The organism is Devosia sp. 67-54, assembly GCF_001899075.1.
GTDB lineage: Bacteria > Pseudomonadota > Alphaproteobacteria > Rhizobiales > Devosiaceae > Devosia_A.
Map to the genome: position 1 here is coordinate 25,763 of NZ_MKVA01000003.1, position 19,376 is coordinate 45,138.

The 19,376-nt window shown below is 68.2% G+C and carries 21 protein-coding genes; 12 read left to right on the forward strand and 9 right to left on the reverse strand.

Annotated elements, in window-relative coordinates:
- Nucleotides 1-41: 41 nt before the first annotated feature.
- Complete coding sequence (locus BGO82_RS02695; protein WP_291304008.1) at nucleotides 42-476, reverse strand: GtrA family protein; 435 nt, start codon at nucleotides 474-476, stop codon at nucleotides 42-44.
- 167 nt (nucleotides 477-643) lie between these two features.
- Between BGO82_RS02695 and BGO82_RS02700 the strand changes: the two genes are divergently transcribed.
- Nucleotides 644-1,393, forward strand: a complete 750-nt coding sequence (locus BGO82_RS02700; RefSeq protein ID WP_291304009.1) for a TSUP family transporter — start codon at nucleotides 644-646, stop codon at nucleotides 1,391-1,393.
- Here BGO82_RS02700 and BGO82_RS02705 read toward each other — a convergent pair.
- The 6 genes from BGO82_RS02705 to BGO82_RS02730 all read right to left on the reverse strand — a co-directional run bounded on the left by BGO82_RS02705 (nucleotide 1,390) and on the right by BGO82_RS02730 (nucleotide 4,857).
- Nucleotides 1,390-1,548: a hypothetical protein gene (locus tag BGO82_RS02705; protein ID WP_291304010.1), complete on the reverse strand. Its 159-nt coding sequence runs from the start codon at nucleotides 1,546-1,548 to the stop codon at nucleotides 1,390-1,392. The genes BGO82_RS02700 and BGO82_RS02705 overlap by 4 nt on opposite strands.
- 79 nt (nucleotides 1,549-1,627) lie before the next feature.
- Entirely contained in the window at nucleotides 1,628-2,104 is a 477-nt protein-coding gene (locus BGO82_RS02710; protein ID WP_291304011.1) for a hypothetical protein, read from the reverse strand.
- A gap of 65 nt (nucleotides 2,105-2,169) precedes the next feature.
- Nucleotides 2,170-2,466 (reverse strand): helix-turn-helix transcriptional regulator, encoded by a 297-nt coding sequence (locus BGO82_RS02715; RefSeq protein WP_291304012.1) that lies wholly within the window; start codon nucleotides 2,464-2,466, stop codon nucleotides 2,170-2,172.
- Nucleotides 2,463-2,783: a type II toxin-antitoxin system RelE/ParE family toxin gene (locus BGO82_RS02720; RefSeq protein ID WP_291304013.1), complete on the reverse strand. Its 321-nt coding sequence runs from the start codon at nucleotides 2,781-2,783 to the stop codon at nucleotides 2,463-2,465. The genes BGO82_RS02715 and BGO82_RS02720 overlap by 4 nt, the downstream gene beginning before the upstream one ends.
- A 98-nt stretch (nucleotides 2,784-2,881) precedes the next feature.
- Nucleotides 2,882-4,522, reverse strand: a complete 1,641-nt coding sequence (gene groL, locus BGO82_RS02725; protein WP_291304014.1) for a chaperonin GroEL — start codon at nucleotides 4,520-4,522, stop codon at nucleotides 2,882-2,884.
- 47 nt (nucleotides 4,523-4,569) lie between these two features.
- Nucleotides 4,570-4,857 (reverse strand): co-chaperone GroES, encoded by a 288-nt coding sequence (locus BGO82_RS02730; protein WP_291304015.1) that lies wholly within the window; start codon nucleotides 4,855-4,857, stop codon nucleotides 4,570-4,572.
- 210 nt (nucleotides 4,858-5,067) lie between these two features.
- On the opposite strand from BGO82_RS02730, the gene BGO82_RS02735 reads away from it, so the two are divergent.
- From BGO82_RS02735 to BGO82_RS02745, 3 genes are read left to right on the forward strand one after another with little or no spacing between them, the layout of a single operon-like run.
- Nucleotides 5,068-6,219, forward strand: a complete 1,152-nt coding sequence (locus BGO82_RS02735; RefSeq protein ID WP_291304016.1) for a glycosyltransferase family 2 protein — start codon at nucleotides 5,068-5,070, stop codon at nucleotides 6,217-6,219.
- Between the two features lie 41 nt (nucleotides 6,220-6,260).
- Complete coding sequence (locus tag BGO82_RS02740) at nucleotides 6,261-6,494, forward strand: hypothetical protein (protein ID WP_291304017.1); 234 nt, start codon at nucleotides 6,261-6,263, stop codon at nucleotides 6,492-6,494.
- Complete coding sequence (locus tag BGO82_RS02745) at nucleotides 6,481-7,089, forward strand: AAA family ATPase (RefSeq protein ID WP_291304018.1); 609 nt, start codon at nucleotides 6,481-6,483, stop codon at nucleotides 7,087-7,089. Before BGO82_RS02740 ends, BGO82_RS02745 begins: the two co-directional genes overlap by 14 nt.
- 3 nt (nucleotides 7,090-7,092) lie before the next feature.
- Here BGO82_RS02745 and BGO82_RS02750 read toward each other — a convergent pair whose 3' ends face one another.
- Complete coding sequence (locus BGO82_RS02750; RefSeq protein WP_291304019.1) at nucleotides 7,093-7,743, reverse strand: helix-turn-helix domain-containing protein; 651 nt, start codon at nucleotides 7,741-7,743, stop codon at nucleotides 7,093-7,095.
- A gap of 146 nt (nucleotides 7,744-7,889) precedes the next feature.
- On the opposite strand from BGO82_RS02750, the gene BGO82_RS02755 reads away from it, so the two are divergent.
- From BGO82_RS02755 to BGO82_RS02765, 3 genes are read left to right on the forward strand one after another with little or no spacing between them, the layout of a single operon-like run.
- Nucleotides 7,890-9,104: an EAL domain-containing protein gene (locus BGO82_RS02755; RefSeq protein WP_291304020.1), complete on the forward strand. Its 1,215-nt coding sequence runs from the start codon at nucleotides 7,890-7,892 to the stop codon at nucleotides 9,102-9,104.
- A 53-nt stretch (nucleotides 9,105-9,157) separates the two neighbouring features.
- Complete coding sequence (locus tag BGO82_RS02760; protein ID WP_291304021.1) at nucleotides 9,158-10,003, forward strand: TIGR01459 family HAD-type hydrolase; 846 nt, start codon at nucleotides 9,158-9,160, stop codon at nucleotides 10,001-10,003.
- Between the two features lie 58 nt (nucleotides 10,004-10,061).
- The gene (locus tag BGO82_RS02765; protein WP_291304022.1) at nucleotides 10,062-11,036 is read left to right on the forward strand and encodes a bifunctional riboflavin kinase/FAD synthetase; all 975 of its coding nucleotides are present in this window, start codon (nucleotides 10,062-10,064) and stop codon (nucleotides 11,034-11,036) included.
- A 74-nt stretch (nucleotides 11,037-11,110) separates the two neighbouring features.
- Here the strand turns inward: BGO82_RS02765 and BGO82_RS02770 are convergent, their stop codons facing one another.
- Nucleotides 11,111-12,616, reverse strand: coding sequence for an ATP-binding protein (locus BGO82_RS02770; protein WP_291304023.1), 1,506 nt, complete (start codon nucleotides 12,614-12,616; stop codon nucleotides 11,111-11,113).
- Nucleotides 12,617-12,814: 198 nt separating this feature from the next.
- Between BGO82_RS02770 and ileS the strand changes: the two genes are divergently transcribed.
- The 5 genes from ileS (at nucleotide 12,815) to rsmD (ending at nucleotide 19,368) form a co-directional block, all read left to right on the forward strand.
- The gene (gene ileS, locus BGO82_RS02775; protein WP_291304431.1) at nucleotides 12,815-15,751 is read left to right on the forward strand and encodes an isoleucine--tRNA ligase; all 2,937 of its coding nucleotides are present in this window, start codon (nucleotides 12,815-12,817) and stop codon (nucleotides 15,749-15,751) included.
- A 175-nt stretch (nucleotides 15,752-15,926) separates the two neighbouring features.
- Entirely contained in the window at nucleotides 15,927-16,412 is a 486-nt protein-coding gene (gene lspA, locus BGO82_RS02780; RefSeq protein ID WP_291304024.1) for a signal peptidase II, read from the forward strand.
- A gap of 135 nt (nucleotides 16,413-16,547) precedes the next feature.
- Nucleotides 16,548-17,150, forward strand: a complete 603-nt coding sequence (locus tag BGO82_RS02785) for a hypothetical protein (RefSeq protein ID WP_291304025.1) — start codon at nucleotides 16,548-16,550, stop codon at nucleotides 17,148-17,150.
- Nucleotides 17,151-17,215: 65 nt separating this feature from the next.
- Nucleotides 17,216-18,814: a pseudouridine synthase gene (locus BGO82_RS02790; RefSeq protein WP_291304026.1), complete on the forward strand. Its 1,599-nt coding sequence runs from the start codon at nucleotides 17,216-17,218 to the stop codon at nucleotides 18,812-18,814.
- The gene (rsmD, locus tag BGO82_RS02795; RefSeq protein ID WP_291304027.1) at nucleotides 18,814-19,368 is read left to right on the forward strand and encodes a 16S rRNA (guanine(966)-N(2))-methyltransferase RsmD; all 555 of its coding nucleotides are present in this window, start codon (nucleotides 18,814-18,816) and stop codon (nucleotides 19,366-19,368) included. The genes BGO82_RS02790 and rsmD overlap by 1 nt, the downstream gene beginning before the upstream one ends.
- The last annotated feature ends 8 nt before the right edge of the window (nucleotides 19,369-19,376 follow it).

The window sequence follows — 19,376 nt, forward strand, 5'->3', positions numbered from 1 at the left end:
GGACGCGCTAGGCTGCCGATACGGATCAGCCGTGCGGCGCTCTACACCGATTGCGGCGGCACCCGGGATTTGAACACCAGCTTGTCGGCCAGCAGGAAGTTGACGACCATGCCGCCGGCCACGCCCGCCGCGACGCCGAGGATCAGATATTGGGCGACCAGCGGCACGGTGGCCACCAGCGCCGCGTAGATCGCGTAATTGACCGCGCCGCCCACGATCATGGCGCCGAGATAATTGAGGAATTCGCGCCAGATCGGCACGTCCTTGAGCTGGCCGCGGAAGGCCAGCGAGCGGTTGATGATCCAGGTGGTGGCGACACCCACGAGGAACGACACCACGCGCGCCGCATAGGGGCCGAGCGCGCCCTTGAGCAGGTACAGCACCGCCGTGTCGGTGACGAAGCCGGCGCCGCCGGCGATCGCGAACAGCAGGAATTTGCGGATGGTGGGGTTCACGCTCTCGGCCCTTGGGATCATGCCCTAAACGTTCCTGCCTCATAAAGGTTGACGCGGCGCGGCGCAATGTTGCGGCTGGCGGCGCCCGGGGTTTTCGGTGTAGCAGGAGCACCGATGCGGCCCGGCGCGCCGCGACATGGCGATCCGGCAATGCGACGTCCTTTCCCGTTCCCGACTGGTCCCGGCCGATGCTCGAGCCGCTGACGCTGCTGGCGCTGGCCGGCGCCGGCATGCTGGCGGGCTTCGTCGACGCCATCGCCGGCGGCGGCGGGCTGATCGCGCTGCCGGCGCTGCTGGCGGCGGGCGTGCCGCCCATCGCCGCGCTCGGCACCAACAAGGTGCAGGGGGTGATCGGCACCGCCATGGCCGCCACCACCTATTGGCGCAGGGGCTATGTGTCGCTGCGGGCGCTGGCGCTCGCCATCCCGGCGACCTTCGCCGCCGCGTTCCTCGGCGCCTTCGTGGTCAAGCAGATCGACGTCTCGGTGCTGTCGCTGGCGGTGCCGGTGGCGCTCGTCGCCATCGCCCTCTATTTCCTGCTGGCGCCGCGGCTCGGCGACGAGGACCGCCACGCCCGCCTCGGCTGGACCGGCTTCGTGCCGGTGCTGGGCATGGCGGTGGGCTTTTACGACGGCATCTTCGGGCCGGGCACCGGCTCGTTCCTCACCATGGGCTTCGTGGCGCTGTTCGGGCTGGGCGTCACCCGCGCCGCCGGCAACACCAAGATCGTCAACCTCGCCTCCAATCTGGGGGCGCTGGCGCTGTTCATCCCGTCGGGCGACGTGCTGTGGCCGGCGGCGCTGGCGATGGCGGTGGGCCAACTGGCCGGCGGCTATCTCGGCGCGCTCACCGGCATCCGCTTCGGCGCGCGGCTGATCCGCCCGCTGGTGGTGGTGGTGTCGCTGATTCTCGCGGGCCGGCTGCTGCTGGTCCGCTAGCCGCCGTCGCGCGGCGCCGCCACCCGTGTCGACAATTGCGGCAGGATGGCTGGTTCCGCGGCGGGCGCCTGCCTTTCGCCCTTGGGCGCGGGAGCGAAAAGCGGCCGCGCCGCGCGCCGCCACAGCGCGCCCAACAAACGAATGAACGACATCAAATCTTGCCCCTAAATATGCGCCTACCCTGACCGCAAAAGGTAAACAGGACCATGCCGGCGCCCGGCCAATTGCACGCGCTTACGGCGAGCACCTGGCCGGCGCGAAGGCGGGGCTGGCGCCCTTGGTCTTGTTGAGGTGGCCCTCGACGATGTGCAGCGGCCGGAACGGCGGCGCCGCCTGGATCGCCGGATTGGCGAGCCGCAGCGTGTAGCAGCCCGAAAAATAGCTGTGCCTGCCGGCCCGATCGACCGCGTCGAGGCTGACCGGCAGCGTCCAGTAGGTGCTGCCGGCGGCGCCTTCCTGCGCCGATTGTCCGAAGCTGACCTTCACCGCCACCGTGTCCTGGTAGCCCTTCACGAAGGCTGCGAATTTCGGCACGCCCTGCCCATCCTGATAGTACGACCAGGCCCGCGCATATTCCTGCCGGCTGATCGCATTGTAGAACGACGAGATCACCGCCTCGGGCGTCGAGCGATCGTCCAGATAATCCGGCGCCGCCGCCAGCGCCGGCACGGCGATGAGCGAGGCAAGCAAAGCGAGGGTCAGGGTGCGCATGGCGGAATCTCCGGGGGCTGGGGCGGACCGAGCGTGGCGGCCAAACCGGGCGGAGATGCGGCGGCTCAGGCGCGCTCGCGGGTCTTCGGCTCGAAGCTGACCCGGAGCCTGGTCCCGGTCGCCTTGGCATAGCGCGCAAGCGTGCGTCCCGACGGCATGGTGCGCCCGCTTTCGAGGCGCGCGATGACGCTCTGCGACGTTTCCATGCGTTCGGCCAGTTGCTCCTGCGTCAACCCGGCCTGCGCCCGCGCGTCGATGAGCGCCTTCATCAAGGCAAACTCCTCGTCCAGCGCCTCGTATTCCCGGCGGTATTCCGGATCGTCCGCCATCCATTCGTTGTGCAGGTCTCTGAAGTTCTTCATTCGATGTCCTTTGCACGCCGCCGTGCGATCGCCAGTTCCTTGGTGGGCGTTTTCTGCGTCTTCTTTACGAAGACCCTTACGACGATCACCAGCTTTCTGTTTGCCGTAACATAGATGGCGCGGGAGATGCCGCTTCGGGCCTGTATTCGCAACTCCCAGAGCTTGCCTTCCAGGTGTCGCACGAGATCGCGCGGCAGGCGGTCCAGGCCTTCAGTTTCGATCAGATCGATGGCTCGGCCGAGGCGAGCGCGCAAATCTTCGGGAAGCGCGCGGATCTCGGCTTCGACAGCGTCATCGAGGATCTTGACCGTCCACATCGAACAAACATAGCAAAATTGCTATAGTCCTGTCCATGAAAAACGGCGCAGTGGGGACCACCGCGCCGTCGTTCGTACCCGTAGCTGGTTGGCCGGACTTAGAAGTCCATGCCGCCCATGCCGCCGCCCATGCCGCCGCCCGGCATCGCCGGGGCCGCGTCCTTGGGCAGCTCGGCGATCATGGCTTCGGTGGTGATCAGCAGGGAGGCGACCGAGGCCGCATCCTGCAGCGCCGTGCGCACCACCTTGACCGGGTCGACGATGCCCATCTGGATCATGTCGCCATATTCGCCGGTCTGGGCGTCGTAGCCGTAGTTCTGGTTGGAGTTCTCGAGGATCTTGCCGACCACGACCGAACCCTCGTCACCGGCGTTCTGCACGATCTGGCGAACCGGCTCCTGCAGGGCGCGCTTCACCAGGTTGATGCCGGCGGTCTGGTCGGCATTCTCGCCCTTGGCTTTGAGGGCCGAGGCGGCGCGGAGCAGGGCGACGCCGCCGCCCGGCACGATGCCTTCCTCGACCGCGGCGCGGGTGGCGTTGAGCGCGTCGTCGACGCGGTCCTTCTTCTCCTTGACCTCGACTTCGGTTGCGCCACCGACCTTGATCACGGCCACGCCGCCGGCGAGCTTGGCGAGACGCTCCTGCAGCTTCTCCTTGTCGTAGTCCGAGGTGGTCTCCTCGATCTGCGCCTTGATCTGCGCCACGCGGCCTTCGATGTCGGCCTTGCTGCCGGCGCCGTCGACGATCGTGGTGGTCTCCTTGGCGATCTCGACGCGCTTGGCGGTGCCGAGCATGTCGAGGGTCACGTTCTCGAGCTTGATGCCGAGCTCTTCCGAGATGACCTGGCCGCCGGTGAGGATGGCGATGTCCTCGAGCATGGCCTTGCGGCGATCACCGAAGCCCGGGGCCTTGACGGCCGCGACCTTGAGGCCGCCGCGCAGGCGGTTGACGACGAGCGTGGCGAGCGCCTCGCCCTCGATGTCCTCGGCGACGATCAGCAGCGGACGCTGGCTCTGTACCACCGCTTCGAGGATCGGCAGCATGGCCTGCAGGTTCGAGAGCTTCTTTTCATGCAGCAGGATCACCGGCTCTTCGAGCACGGCGGTCATCTTCTCGGCATTGGTGACGAAATAGGGGCTCAGATAGCCACGGTCGAACTGCATGCCCTCGACCACGTCGAGCTCGGTCTCGGCCGTCTTGGCTTCCTCGACGGTGATCACGCCCTCATTGCCGACCTTCTGCATGGCGTTGGCGATCATCTCGCCGATCGACTTCTCGCCATTGGCCGAAATGGTGCCGACCTGGGCGACTTCGGAGTTGGACGAGATGGTCTTCTTGGCCTTGGACAGATTGTCGACGACCTCGTTGACCGCGAGGTCGATGCCGCGCTTCAGATCCATCGGGTTCATGCCGGCGGCAACCAGCTTCACCCCCTCGTTGACGATGGCCTGGGCCAGCACGGTGGCGGTGGTGGTGCCGTCGCCGGCGACGTCGTTGGTCTTGGAGGCGACCGAGCGCACCATCTGGGCGCCCATGTTTTCGAACTTGTCCTCGAGCTCGACTTCCTTGGCGACGGTGACGCCGTCCTTGGTGATGCGCGGCGCGCCGAACGACTTGTCGATCACGACGTTGCGGCCCTTGGGACCGAGCGTGACCTTGACGGCGTTGGCGAGGATGTTGACGCCGCGGACCATCTTGTCACGCGCGTCGGTGGAGAATTTCACGTCTTTGGCTGCCATCTGAGGCGCTCCTTAGAAAATGGGGACGATCGGGGTGGGAGCGGCGGTCAGCCGATCACGCCCATGATGTCGGTTTCCTTCATGATCAGCAGGTCCTTGCCGTCGAGCTTGACCTCGGTGCCGCTCCACTTGCCGAACAGGATGCGGTCGCCGACCTTGACGTCGAGCGGCTGGATCTTGCCCGCCTCGTCGCGGGCGCCCGGGCCGACGGCCTCGATCACGCCCTCGGAGGGCTTTTCCTTGGCGGTGTCGGGGATGATGATGCCGCCAGCGGATTTCTCCTCGCTGTCGACACGGCGAACGACCACGCGGTCGTGCAGGGGACGGAAAGCCATGGACTGCTCCTATTGCCAATGAATCTGCCTGTTAGCACTCCAGCAGGCCGAGTGCTAACAGCTGGCGGGGATATAGGAGGGCCGCTTTTGACCGTCAAGCCGGTTTGCGCCGGCCATCGTCGCTTTTGCTGGGCGGAACGCTCGCCGCCCTTGCGGATTGTGGTCTGCGGGCGATATTGGGCCCGACGCGTTTTCCCACCTGGATATGCCGTGACCATCGAGCTCGACAGCAAACCCCTCGCCGCACAGCAGATTTGGAACTCGCCGCAACTGGCGGTGATCGTGCCGAGCTACAAGGAGCGCGACAACATCGCGCCGCTCTATGACAAGGTGACGGCGGCGCTCGGCGATATCCCCTTCGAATTCATCGTCGTCGACGACAATTCCCCCGACGGCACCGCCGCCGTGGTCAAGGACATGGCGCGCCAGCACGCCAATGTCCGCTGCATCCACCGCATCGGCCGCCGCGGCCTGAGCTCGGCGGTGATCGAGGGCATTTCGGCCAGCGCCGCGCCGTATTTCGCCGTAATCGACGCCGACCACCAGCACGACGAGCGCATCCTGCCGCAGATGCTGGAGAAGACGCTGGGCGGCGACGACATCGTGGTGGGCACCCGCTACGCAGGCTCGGGGCAGGTGGGCGAGGGATTGAGCCGGACGCGCGAGGCGGGGAGCCGCTTCGCCACCCAGCTGTCGCACCTCGTCACCGGCAAGTCGCTGTCCGACCCGATGAGCGGCTTCTTCCTGATGAAGCGCGAGGTGTTCGACGAGGTCGCGGGGCTGCTCAGCAACGAGGGCTTCAAGATCCTGCTCGACATCGTGGTGTCGGCCAGCCGCGTGCGCCGCGCCCAGGGGCGCGACCTCAAGATCGGCGAAGTGCCCTACACCTTCCGCCAGCGCAACGCCGGCGAGAGCAAGATGAGCCCGCTGGTGGTGGTGCAGTTCCTCGGCCTTGTCGTCTCCAAGATGACCGGCGGCTTCCTGCCCACCAGCTTTTTGCTGTTCGGCGGCGTCGGCGTGCTCGGCATCATCGTGCACCTGCTGGTGCTGGGGCTCTGCTACAACCTGCTGCAGTTCAACTTCGTCAATTCGCAGGTGGTGGCGACCGTCGTGTCGATGACGACGAACTTCGTCCTCAACAACGAGTTCACCTTCTCCCACAAGAAGCTCAAGGGCTGGCGCTTCTTCACCGGCCTGTTCAGCTTCTACGTGATCTGCTCGATCGGCGCGATCGCCAACGTCTCGGTGGCCAACTGGATCTTCACCCTCGACCGCTCGGCCTATTTCGCCGGCATCACCGGCGCCCTGATGAGCGTGGTGTTCAACTACGCCGTCAGCCGCGCCATTACCTGGCGGGCGTGAGCGAGTTGGCATTGCGCCATGCACGATGCTATATGTGAGCCATGGACAAGCTCGTTGTCACCGACCTGAACACCAAGGAGCGTCGCGACCGGGTGCGTGCGACGAAAGTGCCGACGCGCCGCCGTCGCGGTGCTGACGGGAAGGTCGAGACCGTCTACGTGCTTGATACTGCCGACCCCCATTTTAATGATCAGTTTTTGAAGGTGTTTCAGATGAATGTGACGGAGGCTCGTCGCAGAAAGCCTGTGCACTCGCACGTCGTTGCTGCCGAGTAGCGGCCCCGCTCAGTTCTGGATATTTGCCGGCCCGAACGGTTCGGGCAAAAGCACAGCCTATGCGCATCTCCAGCCCGAGCGACGGGACGTGCCGTTCTGGATCGTCAATCCAGACCTGCTGACCCTGCAAATTCAGGAGCGCGAGGGGCTTACTCTAGACGAGGCCAATATCCAGGCCGTTACGCGGCTCGAAGCATGGCTCGAGGCCACCATTCGCGTGCATCGCAGCCTCGGCGTCGAGACGGTGTTGTCGACGCCGAAATATCGGCGCGTCGTGTCCTTGGCCAAGCAGCACGGTTTTGCGATTCGGCTGGTCTATGTCGTCCTGAATTCGCCCGAGCTGAACGTGGAACGGGTTCGGGCTCGTGTCGCCCGCGGAGGCCACGACGTGCCGGAGCACAAGATCATCGAGAGATACTGGCGCTCGCTGGAACAGCTTCCTTGGTTCCTGCGGCATGCCGACACGGCGCAGGTCCTCGACAATTCTGGTGAGACGGTCGAACTCATCGCCGAAAAGGTTGACGGCATGGTGCGGTTGCACCGCTCGACCATCCCGGCGGTGGCAGCCGCCATCAAGGCCGCCGTTTCCGAATAGAGTCTAGGCCCGCTTCAGCTCCATCTCGGCCCAGGCCTGGCGCTTGCGGTAGATGGTGGAGGGGCTGAGCTCGAGCGCGGCGGCGGCGAGCGCGATGTTGCCGGAAAAGCTCTGGATCGCGTCTTCGATGATGCGCTGCTCCTGCCGCCACATCGGCAGCACCAGATCGCGCATCACCGGGATCTGCGGCGACGGCGCGGCGTGCGCGGCGGCGGCTGTGGCCGGCGCCTGCGCGGCCGCGAGGAATTGCGCCTTGCCATGGCGGCGGGCGAGGTCGCCGATGCGGCGCGCCATGGCCGCAAGGTCGAGGTCGGTGCCGACGCAGTCATGCGCTCCGGCGCGCATGCCCTCGAGCGCCGCCGAGATCGAGCAGCCCTGGCTGCGCACCAGCAGCAGCGCGCCCGAGGCGATGCGCGCCAGCTTGCCGATCCGCTCCGCGACGCCGTCGGCGATGTCGCCCAGCGCCTCGAGATCGGCGACGATCAGGTCGAACACCGAGGTCTTGAGCAGATCGATCGCGGCGCGGCCCGTGTCGAGCTCGACGATGATCGGCGACAGGGCGAATTCCGCCGCCAGCGGGCCGGCCAGCGACGCCAGGCCCTTGCGTTCATCGACCAGCAGCAGGCGCGCCGGCACGGCCGCCTTGCTGCTCATTTCGTCCGTCATCGACCCCGGCCCCAACACTCGCGTCACTTGCCGGTGATTGTTGACGTTCAGGGTAAATAATCCGTTTTGACGAGGCCGCCGCCCGCCCTATGGTGGCAGCGGAGATCGCGCCGAACCCGGGGAGCGGAGCAGTCGTGCAGGGCCTGGTCTATCTGTTCATCGCGCTGGCGGCCCTGGGCGTTGCGGCTGCGGCGTATTTAGGCCTGACCTTCACCCCCATCGAAGCCGCCGTCACCGCCATCGCCTTCGGCTGCCTTGCGGTGCTGCTGGTCGAGCGCCAGCTCCGCCGCCGCGCCGAGGGCCGGCTGGAGAAGGCCATCGAGGACCTGTCGCGGCTGCTCTCGACCGACGCGCAGGCCGGCTCGGTGCTGAGCCAGCGCATCAACGCCCTGACCGAGCTCGATGCCGGCAAGCGGCTCGACTCGATCGAATCCGACCTCGCGGTGCTGGGCACCGTGGTCAAGCAGGTGACCGAGACCGTCGCCGACCTCGAGGAGCAGCGCCGCCTGACCGTCGAGGACAAGCAGGTCAAGCCGCTGCCCGAGCCGGACCCCGACATCCTGCCCGAGCCGATCATTCCGCTCGAACTGTTGCGCCAGGCCGTCGAGGAGCAGCGGCTGGTGTTCCACATCGAGCCCATCGTCACGCTGCCGCAGCGCCGGCCGCACGGCTACGACCTCGTGCCGCGCCTCGCCATGGAGGACGGCAGCTTCGCCGACCGCCCCGATTTCATGCCACGCCATGGCGGCGAGGAGCTGGTGGCGCGGCTCGAGGCCGACGCCATGGACGAGGCAGTGGTGATCGCCCGCCGCGCCCGCACCTCGGGCAGCCCGATCACGCTGTTCGTGCCGGTGTCGCGCGCCACGTTGTCGAGCGCCAAGGCCGTGGAGCTGGTGCTCGCCGCGCTCGACGCCAACCGCGCCGTCGCCGGCTCGCTGCTGCTGGTGATCGAGCAGAACGAGTACAAGGCGCTGGGCCCGCGCGAAAAAGCCTCACTCGGGGCGATCAACAAGATGGGCGTGGCGCTGTCGCTGGCCAACGCCACCTCGCTGCGCTTCGACTATGCCGAGCTGCAGGGGCTGGGCTTCAGGACAGTGCGCGTCGACGCCACGCGCTTCCTGCGCCAGCCCGAGATGTTCACCGATTTCCACGCCGCCGACGTCGCCGCCTATGGCCGCCGCTTCGGCATCGACATGGTGGCGACCGGCATCATCGACGAGCAGCAATTGCTGCATCTGTTCGAGGACGGCGTCACCCTGGCGCAGGGGCCGCACATCGCCGCCCCCGGGCCGGTGCGCCCGGACCTGCAGCTCGACCGCGGCACGGGCCTTGCCAGGGCCGCGCGGTAGGGCGCCCCGCGCGCCCCTTTGCATTTCCGCCGCCATCGGCCGATAAGCAGCGCATGACCACGCTTTCCGATCTTGCTCCCGACTACGATGCCGTTCTCTCCGATGTGTGGGGAGTGGTGCACAATGGCGTTTCCGCGCATCCCGATGCCGTCGAGGCCCTGCGGCAGTTCCGCAAGGGCGGCCGGCGCGTGGTGCTGATCACCAACGCCCCGCGCGCCGTGGCGCCCATCGTCGACATGCTCGACGACATGCGCGTGCCGCGCGACGCCTACGACGCCGTGATCTCGTCCGGCGAGGTGACGCGGGCGATGATCGCGCCCTATCGCGGCAGGGTCATCCACCATATCGGCCCGCCCAGCATCGACGATTCGCTGTATGAGGGGCTGGGCGTCATCCGCGGCCCGGCCGAGGAGGCCGAGGCGGTGGTGGTCACCGACCTCGATACCGACGACGACACGCCCGACATGTACGAGGCGCGGATCGCCGTGTGGCTCGGGCGCCGGCTGCCGCTGATCTGCGCCAACCCCGACCGGGTGGTCGAGCATGGCGGCCGCATCATCTATTGCGGCGGCGCGCTGGCCGACCTCTACGAAGCGCATGGCGGCCGCATCCGCATGGCCGGCAAGCCGTACCGCCAGATCTACGACGAGGCGCTCCGCCTGGCCGACGCCGCCGCCGGCCGGCCGCTCGCGCGCAGCCGCATCCTCGCCATCGGCGACAGCGTGCGTACCGACGCCATCGGCGCCGCCAATGCCGGGCTCGATCTGCTGTTCATCACCGGCTCCATCCATGCGCAGGAGCTCGATGCCTTCGGGGCGCCCGATCCCGAGGCGATCCGTGCCCTGGTGTCGCCGAGCGGCGCCCGGCTCAAGGGCTTCATGCCGCGCCTTGCGTGGTAGGATTGCGCTTGCCATATAGCCCGCAGCATCCGCGCGACACCGCCGAGGCCAGCTTCCGATGACCAGCTTCTATCGCCTCGACGGCCTCGACAACGTGCCCGCCGCGCTCAAGGGCTGCATGGTGGCGATCGGCTCGTTCGACGGCGTGCATCGCGGCCACCAGGCGGTGCTGGAGCGGCTGAAGACGCAGGCGAAGGCGCGCAACGTGCCGGCGGTGATGCTGACTTTCGAGCCGCATCCGCGCGACGTGTTCGCGCCGGCGCCCTTCATGTTCCGGCTGAGCCCGCCCGACATCAAGGCGCGGCTGTGCGCCGCGCTCGGGCTCGACGGCATCGTGCTGATGCCGTTCAGCCGCGACCTTTCCATGGTCGAGGCCGAGGACTTCGTGGCGCGCTTCCTGGTCAGGGCGCTGCGCGTCTCGGGCGTCGTGGTGGGCGCCGATTTCCACTTCGGCCACAACCGCCGCGGCACGCCGGATTTCCTGCGCGCGGCCGGGGCCATCCACGGCTTTTCCGTCGACATCCTCGACCTCCTGCCCGAGGGCGAGGAGGCGGTGTCGTCCTCGCGCATCCGCAAGGCGCTCACCGAGGGCGAGGTGGCCGAGGCCAACGGCCTGCTCGGCTATCACTGGTTCTTCGGCGGCGAGGTGGTGAAGGGCGACCAGCGCGGCCGGCTGCTGGGTTTCCCCACCGCCAACATCGCCACCGCCTCGAGCTTCGCCCTGGCGCAGGGCGTCTACGCCGTGCGCGCCCGGCTCGGCGAAAGGCTGCTCGATGGCGTCGCCAGCTTCGGCAAGCCGATGTTCAACAACGAACTGCCGCCGTTCGAGACCTTCCTGTTCGATTTCGACGCCGACATCTACGGCCGGCATCTGGAAATCGCCCTGATCAGCCACATCCGCGGCCAGGAGGTCTACAAGGGCCTCGACGAGCTGATCGCCGCCATCGCCCGCGACAGCCGCAAGGCACGCGAGGCGCTGGGCCAATGCGGCCCGCTGGGCGCGCTCGACAAGGCGCTCGGGTTCTTCGCTTAGGGGCCGTTCACGTTCGGACAAGCGCGCATGTGGTGGCTGCGGCCGCTGCACCGCTCTCAACGTGAATGCACCGACTAGGACGCGGCCGACAGCGATGCGCCGGGATCGCCGGGCGCCGTCTCGACTCCGAGGTCGGGGAAGGCGACGATGCGGCGGCCGTGGAAATCGGTGCGCACCACCACGAGGTTCTGCTCCTCGAAATAGGTGAGCAGCCGCCGCGCCCGGCTGACCGAATGCGTGCCGTAGATCTGCGCCAGCAGGGCGTCGGCCGGGCAGGGCTCGCCCGTCACCGCGGCGTGCGCGAGGGCGAGGAACACGCTCTGCACATCGTCCGGCAGCCGCTCGGAGAGATCGAGCACGCGCTGCCACTCCGCGCGCGCCGCCACGTCCTCCGACACCCGGGCGCGCCCGATGGCGAGGCGCCGGCGGAAGGCGGGCAGCGCCAGCGGCTCGCCCGGCACCCGCTGGATGCGGCAGCGCACCAGGAAATCCTGGTACAGCACGGCGACGTTGCGGAAGCCGCTTTCGGGGTCCTCCAGCACGTCGCGCAGCACCCTGTCGATCAGCGCCTCACGCTGGGCCGCATCGACCGGCGGCGCGTCCGGCGCCTCGGCCGGTTCGGGCGCACGCGGCCGGCTGAGCTGGGCGAGGAGATCGGCCGTCGGCGTCACCACCGGTTTCGGCGCGCGGCGGACGGGACGCGACATCTCCTCGGCGGACGCGGTGAAGATCAGCGCCTCGACGTCGGCCGGCGTGTCGGGCAGCGGCTCGAGCCGGGGGTTGGTCGATTGCGCCTGCGTCTCGACCGCGCCGATCACCACCGGCAGCGGCCGCCGCGACAGCGCCGGGCCGAGCGCCACGAAATGCCCGCGCTGCAAATCGCGGAACATCTCGGCCTGCCGCCGGTCCATGCCCAGCAAATCGGCGGCGCGCGCCATGTCGATATCGAGGAAGGTGCGGCCCATGAGGAAGTTCGAGGCTTCCGCCGCGACGTTCTTGGCCAGCTTGGCGAGCCGCTGCGTCGCGATCACCCCGGCGAGGCCGCGCTTGCGGCCGCGGCACATGAGGTTGGTCATCGCCCCGAGCGACAGCTTGCGCGCCTCGTCCGACACGTCGCCGGCCACCGCCGGGGCGAACAATTGCGCCTCGTCGACCACCACCAGCACCGGATACCAATGGTCGCGCTCGGCCTCGAACAGGCCGCCGAGGAAGGCGGCGGCGCAGCGCATCTGCTGCTCCATGTCGAGGCCTTCGAGGTTGAGCACCGCCGACACGCGATGCTGCCGCACGCGCCCGGCGATTCGCGTCAGCTCCGCCTCGGTGCGGGCCGCATCGATGGTCAAATGCCCGTATTTTTCCGCCAGCGTGACGAAATCGCCTTCCGGATCGATGACGATCTGCTGCACCAGCGTCGCGCTCTGCTCCAGCAGGCGGCGCAGCAAATGCGACTTGCCCGAGCCGGAATTGCCCTGCACCAGCAGGCGCGTCGCCAGCAATTCCTCGAGGTCGAGACCGACCGTGGCGCCGCCCGTGGCCGTGCCGCCGCCGGAGGCCGTTCCCATATCGACGGCGATGGTCATTGGTGCTGCGAGTCAGTCATCGGAAAGCCCGTCTCCTAGCACGGATGCGCCGCGGGGGAGGGGCCGGCGGCACATACCCACAACAGATCGCCGCCCCGCCCGGCGGCCCGGGCCGGGCAAAACCCTTTCACCCCCCGGGCTTTCCCGCTAAAAGGCCGGCCAAACCGACAGTCCAAGCCAAGCACCCCGATGAACGATATGCCAAAGGTCGCGGCCGAGCCCGACTACTCCGCGACCCTGTTCCTGCCCCAGACGGATTTTCCCATGCGCGCCGGCCTGCCCGAGCGCGAGCCGATGTGGCTCAAACGCTGGGAAGAGATGGACATTTACGCCCTGCAGCGCCGGCAGGCGCACGGCCGGCCGCTGTTCACCCTGCATGACGGCCCGCCCTACGCCAACGGCAACATCCATATCGGCCACGCCCTCAACAAGATCCTCAAGGACCTGGTGAGCCGGTCGAAATCCATGCTCGGCTACAATTCGGCCTATGTGCCGGGCTGGGACTGCCACGGCCTGCCCATCGAGTGGAAGATCGAGGAACAGTACCGCGCCCGCGGCCAGGACAAGTCCAAGGTGCCGATCAACGAGTTCCGCGCCGAATGCCGGACCTTTGCGCAATATTGGGTCGATACCCAGCGCGAGGAGTTCAAGCGGCTGGGCGTGCTCGGCGACTGGGACAATCCGTATTTGACCATGAGCTTCGACGCCGAGGCGCAGATCGCCCGCGAGCTGATGAAGGTCGCGACCTCCGGCCAGCTCTATCGCGGATCGAAGCCGGTGATGTGGAGCGTGGTCGAGCGCACCGCGCTGGCCGAGGCCGAGATCGAGTACCAGGACTACGAGAGCGACACCATCTGGGTGAAGTTCCCCATCCGCTCGGGCAACGGCGCCTTCGGCGACCGCGATTTCGAGGCGCTCGACGCCTCGGTGGTGATCTGGACCACCACGCCCTGGACCATCCCCGCCAACCGCGCCATCTCCTATTCCGGCAAGTTCCCCTATGGCCTTTACGAGGTCAGCAAGGCACCCGAGGGCAATTGGGCGGCGGTGGGCGAGAAATACGTGCTCGCCGACAAGCTCGCCGCCGACACCTTCGCCAAGGCCAAGGTCGAGGCCTTCGTGCGCCTGTCCGACGTCGACATGAGCCGGATCGTCTCCTGCAACCACCCGCTGCGCGGGCTGGGGGGCGGCTACCAGTTCGAGGTGCCGCTGCTCGAGGGCGAACACGTCACCGACGACGCCGGCACCGGGTTCGTGCACACCGCGCCCAGCCACGGCCTCGACGATTTCGAGATCTGGCTCAAATCGACGCGCAAGCTGCAGGCGCTCGGCATCGATCCGGCCATCCCCTACACCGTCGACGACGCTGGCTTCTTCACCGCCGAGGCGCCCGGCTTCGAGGGCGGCCGCGTGCTCGACGATGCCGGCAAGAAGGGCGACGCCAACCAGCGCGTCATCACCGCGCTCGCCGAAAAGGGCATGATGGTGGCCCGCGGCCGGCTGAAGCATCAATATCCGCACAGCTGGCGCTCGAAGAAGCCGGTGCTGTTCCGCAACACGCCGCAATGGTTCGTCTACATGGACCGCGACATCGAGGGTAAGCCCGGCGACACGCTGCGCGCCCGCTCGCTCGCCGCCATCGATGCAACGGCGTTCTACCCGCCGGCCGGGCAGAACCGCCTGCGCTCGATGATCGCCGAACGGCCGGACTGGGTGCTCTCGCGCCAGCGCGCCTGGGGCGTGCCGATCGCCGTGTTCTACAACGAGGCGACCAACACCATCCTCAAGGACGAGCAGGTCAACCACCGCATCGCCCAGGCCTTCGAGGAGGAGGGCGCCGACGCCTGGTTCAAGCCGGGCGCCAAGGAACGCTTCCTAGGCGATGCCGTGCCCGACCCCGACAACTGGAGCAAGATCGACGACATCCTCGACGTCTGGTTCGAAAGCGGCACGACGCATGCCTGGGTGCTGCGCAACAAGCAGAAATGGCCCGACCTCGAATTCCCGGCCGGCATGTATCTGGAGGGCTCCGACCAGCATCGCGGCTGGTTCCATTCCTCGCTGCTCGAAAGCTGCGCCACCAACGGCTTTGCGCCCTACAAGAGCGTGCTGACGCACGGCTTCACCCTCGACGGCGAGGGCAAGAAGATGTCGAAATCGCTGGGCAATACCGTCGCCCCGCAGGACGTGATCAAGCAGTACGGCGCCGACATCCTGCGCCTGTGGGTGGCGGCGTCCGACTATGCCGACGACCTGCGCATCGGCAAGGAGATCATCAACACCACGGTCGACAGCTACCGCAAGCTGCGCAACACCATGCGCTGGCTGCTCGGCAACCTCGCGCATTTCAAGCCCGAGGAGCGCGTGGCGCTCGCCGACATGCCCGAACTCGAACGGCTGGTCCTCAACCGCCTCCACGAGCTCGACCGCGTGGTGCGCGAAGCCTATGCCGAGTACGACTACAAGCGTGTGGTCGCCGCCCTCAGCAATTTCATGAACGTCGAGCTTTCGGCCTTCTACTTCGATATCCGCAAGGACGTGCTGTACTGCGATCCGATCTCGTCGACGAAGCGCAAGGCGGCGCTCACCGTCATCGACGCGGTGTTCGACTGCCTCACCGCCTGGCTGGCGCCGATCCTGGTGTTCACCATGGAGGAGTGCTGGCTGGAACGGCATTCCGGCGCGGCCGAATCCGTGCACCTGCGGCTGTTCCCGGAGGTTCCGGCCGAATGGGCCGACGCCGCGCTGGCGGAAAAGTGGGAGAAGCTGCGCGAGGTGCGCCGCGTCGTCACCGGCGCGCTCGAGATCGTGCGCCGGGACAAGGTCATCGGCTCCTCGCTCGAGGCCGCGCCCCAGGTCTATGTCACCGACCCCGAGCTGCGCGCCGCGCTCGCGGGCGTCGACGTCGCCGAAATCGCCATCACCTCGTTCCTCGAACTCAGGGACGGCGCCATCCCGGCCGACGCCTTCACCATCCCCGAGGTCAAGGGCGTGGGCGTGGTGTTCGATCGCGCCGACGCGCATGGCCGCCAGTGCCTGCGCTCCCGCCGCTTCTTCGCCGCGGCCGACATGGACGGCGATCTCAGCAAGCGCGACGCCCAGGCGCTGCGCGAACGCGCGGCGGCCGGGATTTGAGGCAGGCGAGGGTTCCGATGCGCGTTGCCCCCACCCCAGCCCCTCCCCGCAAGGGGGAGGGGAGCCCGACTGAAACATTGATGCACGCGGTTCTATCGCCCCCCTCCCCCTTGCGGGGAGGGGACGGGGGTGGGGGCAGCCCGCTCGAGCTCCAGGATGTCGTCGAGGCTCGCCGATGACCCGTCACGGCCTCTGGCTCTCGCTTGTCCTCGGCCTCGTCGCCTTTGCCGCCGACCGGGTGCACAAATATATCCAGGTCGATCTGCTGCACTGGCCGGAGGGCTATTTCACGCCGCTGACGCCGTTCTTCGACGTCGGGCTGGTGTTCAACCCCGGCATTTCCTACGGCCTGCTCGGCACTCTGCCGCTGTGGGGCATCGCCATCCTGGTGGCGGCGGCGCTGTGCGCGCTGATCGTCTGGTGGTGGCGGGCGACCTCGGCGCTGGTCCGCGCCGGCCTCGCCATCTGCATCGGCGGCGCCGCCAGCAATGCGCTGGACCGGGTGATTTACGGCCAGGTCGCCGATTTCTTCCACTTCCACGTCGGCGACTGGTCGTTTTACATCTTCAACGTCGCCGACGCGGCCATCACCCTGGGGGTGGGGCTGCTGTTGCTCGATCTCCTCGGCATCGGCGGCAAACGCGACGCCAACCCGGTGTGAACCAATTGCTGCCAGAATCTGGTCTTACGCGGCACTGTGGGGTATACGGGGCCCGCTCGGGACAAGTGGCCGGCCGGTTTCCGGCGCGGGCGGGCGACCACCGATCTTGGCCGTTGGGGCGGAAGGAAAGCATTGATGCCGTTTGAGTTGACCGGGGCGCGGATCGCTGCCTTTGCCGCCATCACGCTGCTCTCGATTGGCCTTTCCGCCTGCACCACCACCGAGGGCACCAATGCCTTCACCTCCGCCGATACCTTCGAGCGCGAGGTGATGGACACCACCGCCGCCGGCCTCGGGCTCATTCCGCAGGAAACCAAGCCGGATCCGACCAATCCGCGCGGCCCGCTGGTGATGCCCAAGGACACGCGCGTGCTGCCGCCGCCCGAAAAGTCCACCCAGATCGCCGCGCAATTGCCGGTCGACAGCGCCACGCCCAAGGTCGACACCGCCGGCATGAGCCAGGCCGATGTCGAGCGCATCCGCCACGTCCGCGTCGTCGACGTCAACACCCCGGACGGCCGGCCGCTCACCGCCGCCGAGCTGCAGAAGCTGACGGCCAAGATGAAGGCCTTCCAGTTCAGCTCCAAGCGCTCGATCTTCACCCCGCCCGAGCAGTATTTCACCCTGAGCGGCGGCCAGCAGGACATGGTGTGCCTCGCCAAGAACGGCGACCTCGTCTCGGTGAACGATCCGAGCTGTCCCATCGAAATCCGCAAGGCCCTGCTCAAAAAGAGCTGAGCCGCCACCACACTCGCAAGATGCGCCGCCGCGTCCCTGCCGGGCCGGTCCCGCAGGAGTAGCAGATGTCCGACACCCCCTCCGCCTTTGCCGGCGATCGCCTTGCCAAGGTCATCGCCCGCGCCGGCCTCTGCTCGCGCCGCGATGCCGAGCTGTGGATCAAGGACGGCCGCGTCGCCGTCAACGGCAAGGTGATCCGCACCCCCGCCTTCAACGTCACCGACAAGGACCAGGTGAAGGTCGACGGCCAGCCGCTGCAGGCCCGCCAGGGCACGCGCGTCTGGCTCTACCACAAGCCCGCCGGCCTCGTGGTCACCGAGAAGGACCCGGAGGGCCGCCCCACCGTGTTCGAGACGCTGGAGCAGCAGGGCCTGCCGCGCATCGTCTCCATCGGCCGGCTCGACATCAACACCGAGGGCCTGCTGCTGCTCACCAATGACGGCGGGCTGAAGCGCGTGCTCGAATTGCCCGCCACCGGCTGGCTGCGCCGCTATCGCGTGCGCGCCTTCGGGTCCATCACCCAGCCGCAGCTCGACGCGCTCAAGGATGGGCTCGAGGTTGATGGCGTCAAATACGGGCCCATCGAGGCGACGCTGGAGCGCGAGCAGGGCAGCAATGTCTGGCTGGTGCTGGCGCTGCGCGAGGGCAAGAACCGCGAGGTCAAGAACGTGCTGGCCGCGCTCGGCCTCAAGGTCAACCGGCTGATCCGCGTCAGCTTCGGCCCGTTCCAGCTCGGCGATCTGCCGATCGGCGCCGTCGAGGTGGTGAAGGCCCGCGTGCTGCGCGAGCAGCTCGGCAAGCGCCTCGCCGACGAGGCCGGCGTCGATTTCGACAGCGAGCTGCCCGAGCCGGCCGCCATCAAGCTCGCCCGCGGCGCCGCCAACCCGGCGCTGCGCGCCAGCCGGCCTGGCGCCGAGCCGGCGCGGCAGCGCAAGGCCATGGCCGACCGCACCGAGCGCTTCCGCTTCACCGACCGGCCGGATCGCCCGCACGAGCTTCGGCCGGAGGATGCGCCGATGCGCAAGGACCGCCCCGGCAGCCGCAATCCGCGCCGCCCGCCGCGCCCCGAGCGCGCCGACGAGGCGCCCGCCGGCCCGCCGCGCCGCGTTTTCCACGACGACGGCAGCGAGACCGAATTCACCGCCAAGCTCTACGGCAAGAAGCCCAAGCGCGACGCCGCCCCCACCGGCGACAAGCCGCCGTTCAAGAAGAGTTTTGGCGACAAGCCGCGCGGCGACTTCGCCGACCGCCCCAAGCGCGCCTATGGCGACAAGCCGAAGGGCGACTTCGGTGACCGCCCGAAGCGGCCATATTCTCCGCGTCCCGCCGACGGCAGCGACCGCCCGAAGCGCGATTTCGGCGATCGCCCCAAGCGCTCCTACGCGTCGCGGCGCGACAGCGCTGATCGCCCGAAGCGCGCCTACGCGCCACGACCGGACGCAGCCGACCGTCCCAAGCGCACCTACGCCCCGCGCGCCGATGCGGCCGACCGCCCGAAGCGTTCCTATACTCCCCGCGCTGATGGCGCCGACCGCCCGAAGCGGCCGTTCGGCGACAAGCCGCGGTCGCCGCGTCCGGCCGGCGACAGGCCCGTCGGCAAGCGGCCGCGTGGCTCCGGCCCCGGTGGCGACCGGCCGCGCCGTCCGCGTCCGCCCAAAGCCTGATGCGGATCGTCGGCGGCAGGTTCCGCGGCAAGACGCTGACCTCGCCCGAGGACGACTCGATCCGGCCGACCGCCGACCGCACCCGCGAATCGGTGTTCAACATCCTCGCGAGCCGGCTCGGGCCGAGCTTCGACGGGCTGCGCGTGCTCGACCTGTTCGCCGGCACCGGCGCGCTCGGCCTCGAGGCGCTGAGCCGCGGCGCCGCGCACGTCACCTTCGTCGATACCGGGGCCGAGGCGCGGGGCCTCATCCGCGACCACATCGAGGCCTTCGGTGCCGGCGGCGTCGCCAAGCTGCTGCGCCGCGACGCCACCGCCCTCGGCCCGGCGGGGACGCTCGGTCCGGTGGATCTGGTGTTCCTCGACCCGCCCTACGGCCAGGGCCTCGGCGAACGCGCCCTCGTCTCCCTGCGCGACAATGGCTGGCTGCAAGCCGACACCTTGCTGGTGCTGGAGGAAAGCGCCGACGCCGCCGTAACGCTGCCGGAAGGGTTCGTGCTCGACGACCGCCGCGACTATGGCGCGGCGGCGGTGCATCTCATTCGCGTGAGCTGAGCCCCGCC

Bases quoted from the DNA above. Each gene is read 5' to 3' on its own strand.
- BGO82_RS02695 (WP_291304008.1), bottom strand. From the start codon at position 476: ATGATCCCAAGGGCCGAGAGCGTGAACCCCACCATCCGCAAATTCCTG.
- BGO82_RS02700 (WP_291304009.1), top strand. From the start codon at position 644: ATGCTCGAGCCGCTGACGCTGCTGGCGCTGGCCGGCGCCGGCATGCTG.
- BGO82_RS02710 (WP_291304011.1), bottom strand. From the start codon at position 2,104: ATGCGCACCCTGACCCTCGCTTTGCTTGCCTCGCTCATCGCCGTGCCG.
- BGO82_RS02715 (WP_291304012.1), bottom strand. From the start codon at position 2,466: ATGAAGAACTTCAGAGACCTGCACAACGAATGGATGGCGGACGATCCG.
- BGO82_RS02720 (WP_291304013.1), bottom strand. From the start codon at position 2,783: ATGTGGACGGTCAAGATCCTCGATGACGCTGTCGAAGCCGAGATCCGC.
- groL (WP_291304014.1), bottom strand. From the start codon at position 4,522: ATGGCAGCCAAAGACGTGAAATTCTCCACCGACGCGCGTGACAAGATG.
- BGO82_RS02730 (WP_291304015.1), bottom strand. From the start codon at position 4,857: ATGGCTTTCCGTCCCCTGCACGACCGCGTGGTCGTTCGCCGTGTCGAC.
- BGO82_RS02740 (WP_291304017.1), top strand. From the start codon at position 6,261: ATGGACAAGCTCGTTGTCACCGACCTGAACACCAAGGAGCGTCGCGAC.
- BGO82_RS02750 (WP_291304019.1), bottom strand. From the start codon at position 7,743: ATGAGCAGCAAGGCGGCCGTGCCGGCGCGCCTGCTGCTGGTCGATGAA.
- BGO82_RS02760 (WP_291304021.1), top strand. From the start codon at position 9,158: ATGACCACGCTTTCCGATCTTGCTCCCGACTACGATGCCGTTCTCTCC.
- BGO82_RS02765 (WP_291304022.1), top strand. From the start codon at position 10,062: ATGACCAGCTTCTATCGCCTCGACGGCCTCGACAACGTGCCCGCCGCG.
- BGO82_RS02770 (WP_291304023.1), bottom strand. From the start codon at position 12,616: ATGACCATCGCCGTCGATATGGGAACGGCCTCCGGCGGCGGCACGGCC.
- ileS (WP_291304431.1), top strand. From the start codon at position 12,815: ATGCCAAAGGTCGCGGCCGAGCCCGACTACTCCGCGACCCTGTTCCTG.
- lspA (WP_291304024.1), top strand. From the start codon at position 15,927: ATGACCCGTCACGGCCTCTGGCTCTCGCTTGTCCTCGGCCTCGTCGCC.
- BGO82_RS02785 (WP_291304025.1), top strand. From the start codon at position 16,548: ATGCCGTTTGAGTTGACCGGGGCGCGGATCGCTGCCTTTGCCGCCATC.
- BGO82_RS02790 (WP_291304026.1), top strand. From the start codon at position 17,216: ATGTCCGACACCCCCTCCGCCTTTGCCGGCGATCGCCTTGCCAAGGTC.
- rsmD (WP_291304027.1), top strand. From the start codon at position 18,814: ATGCGGATCGTCGGCGGCAGGTTCCGCGGCAAGACGCTGACCTCGCCC.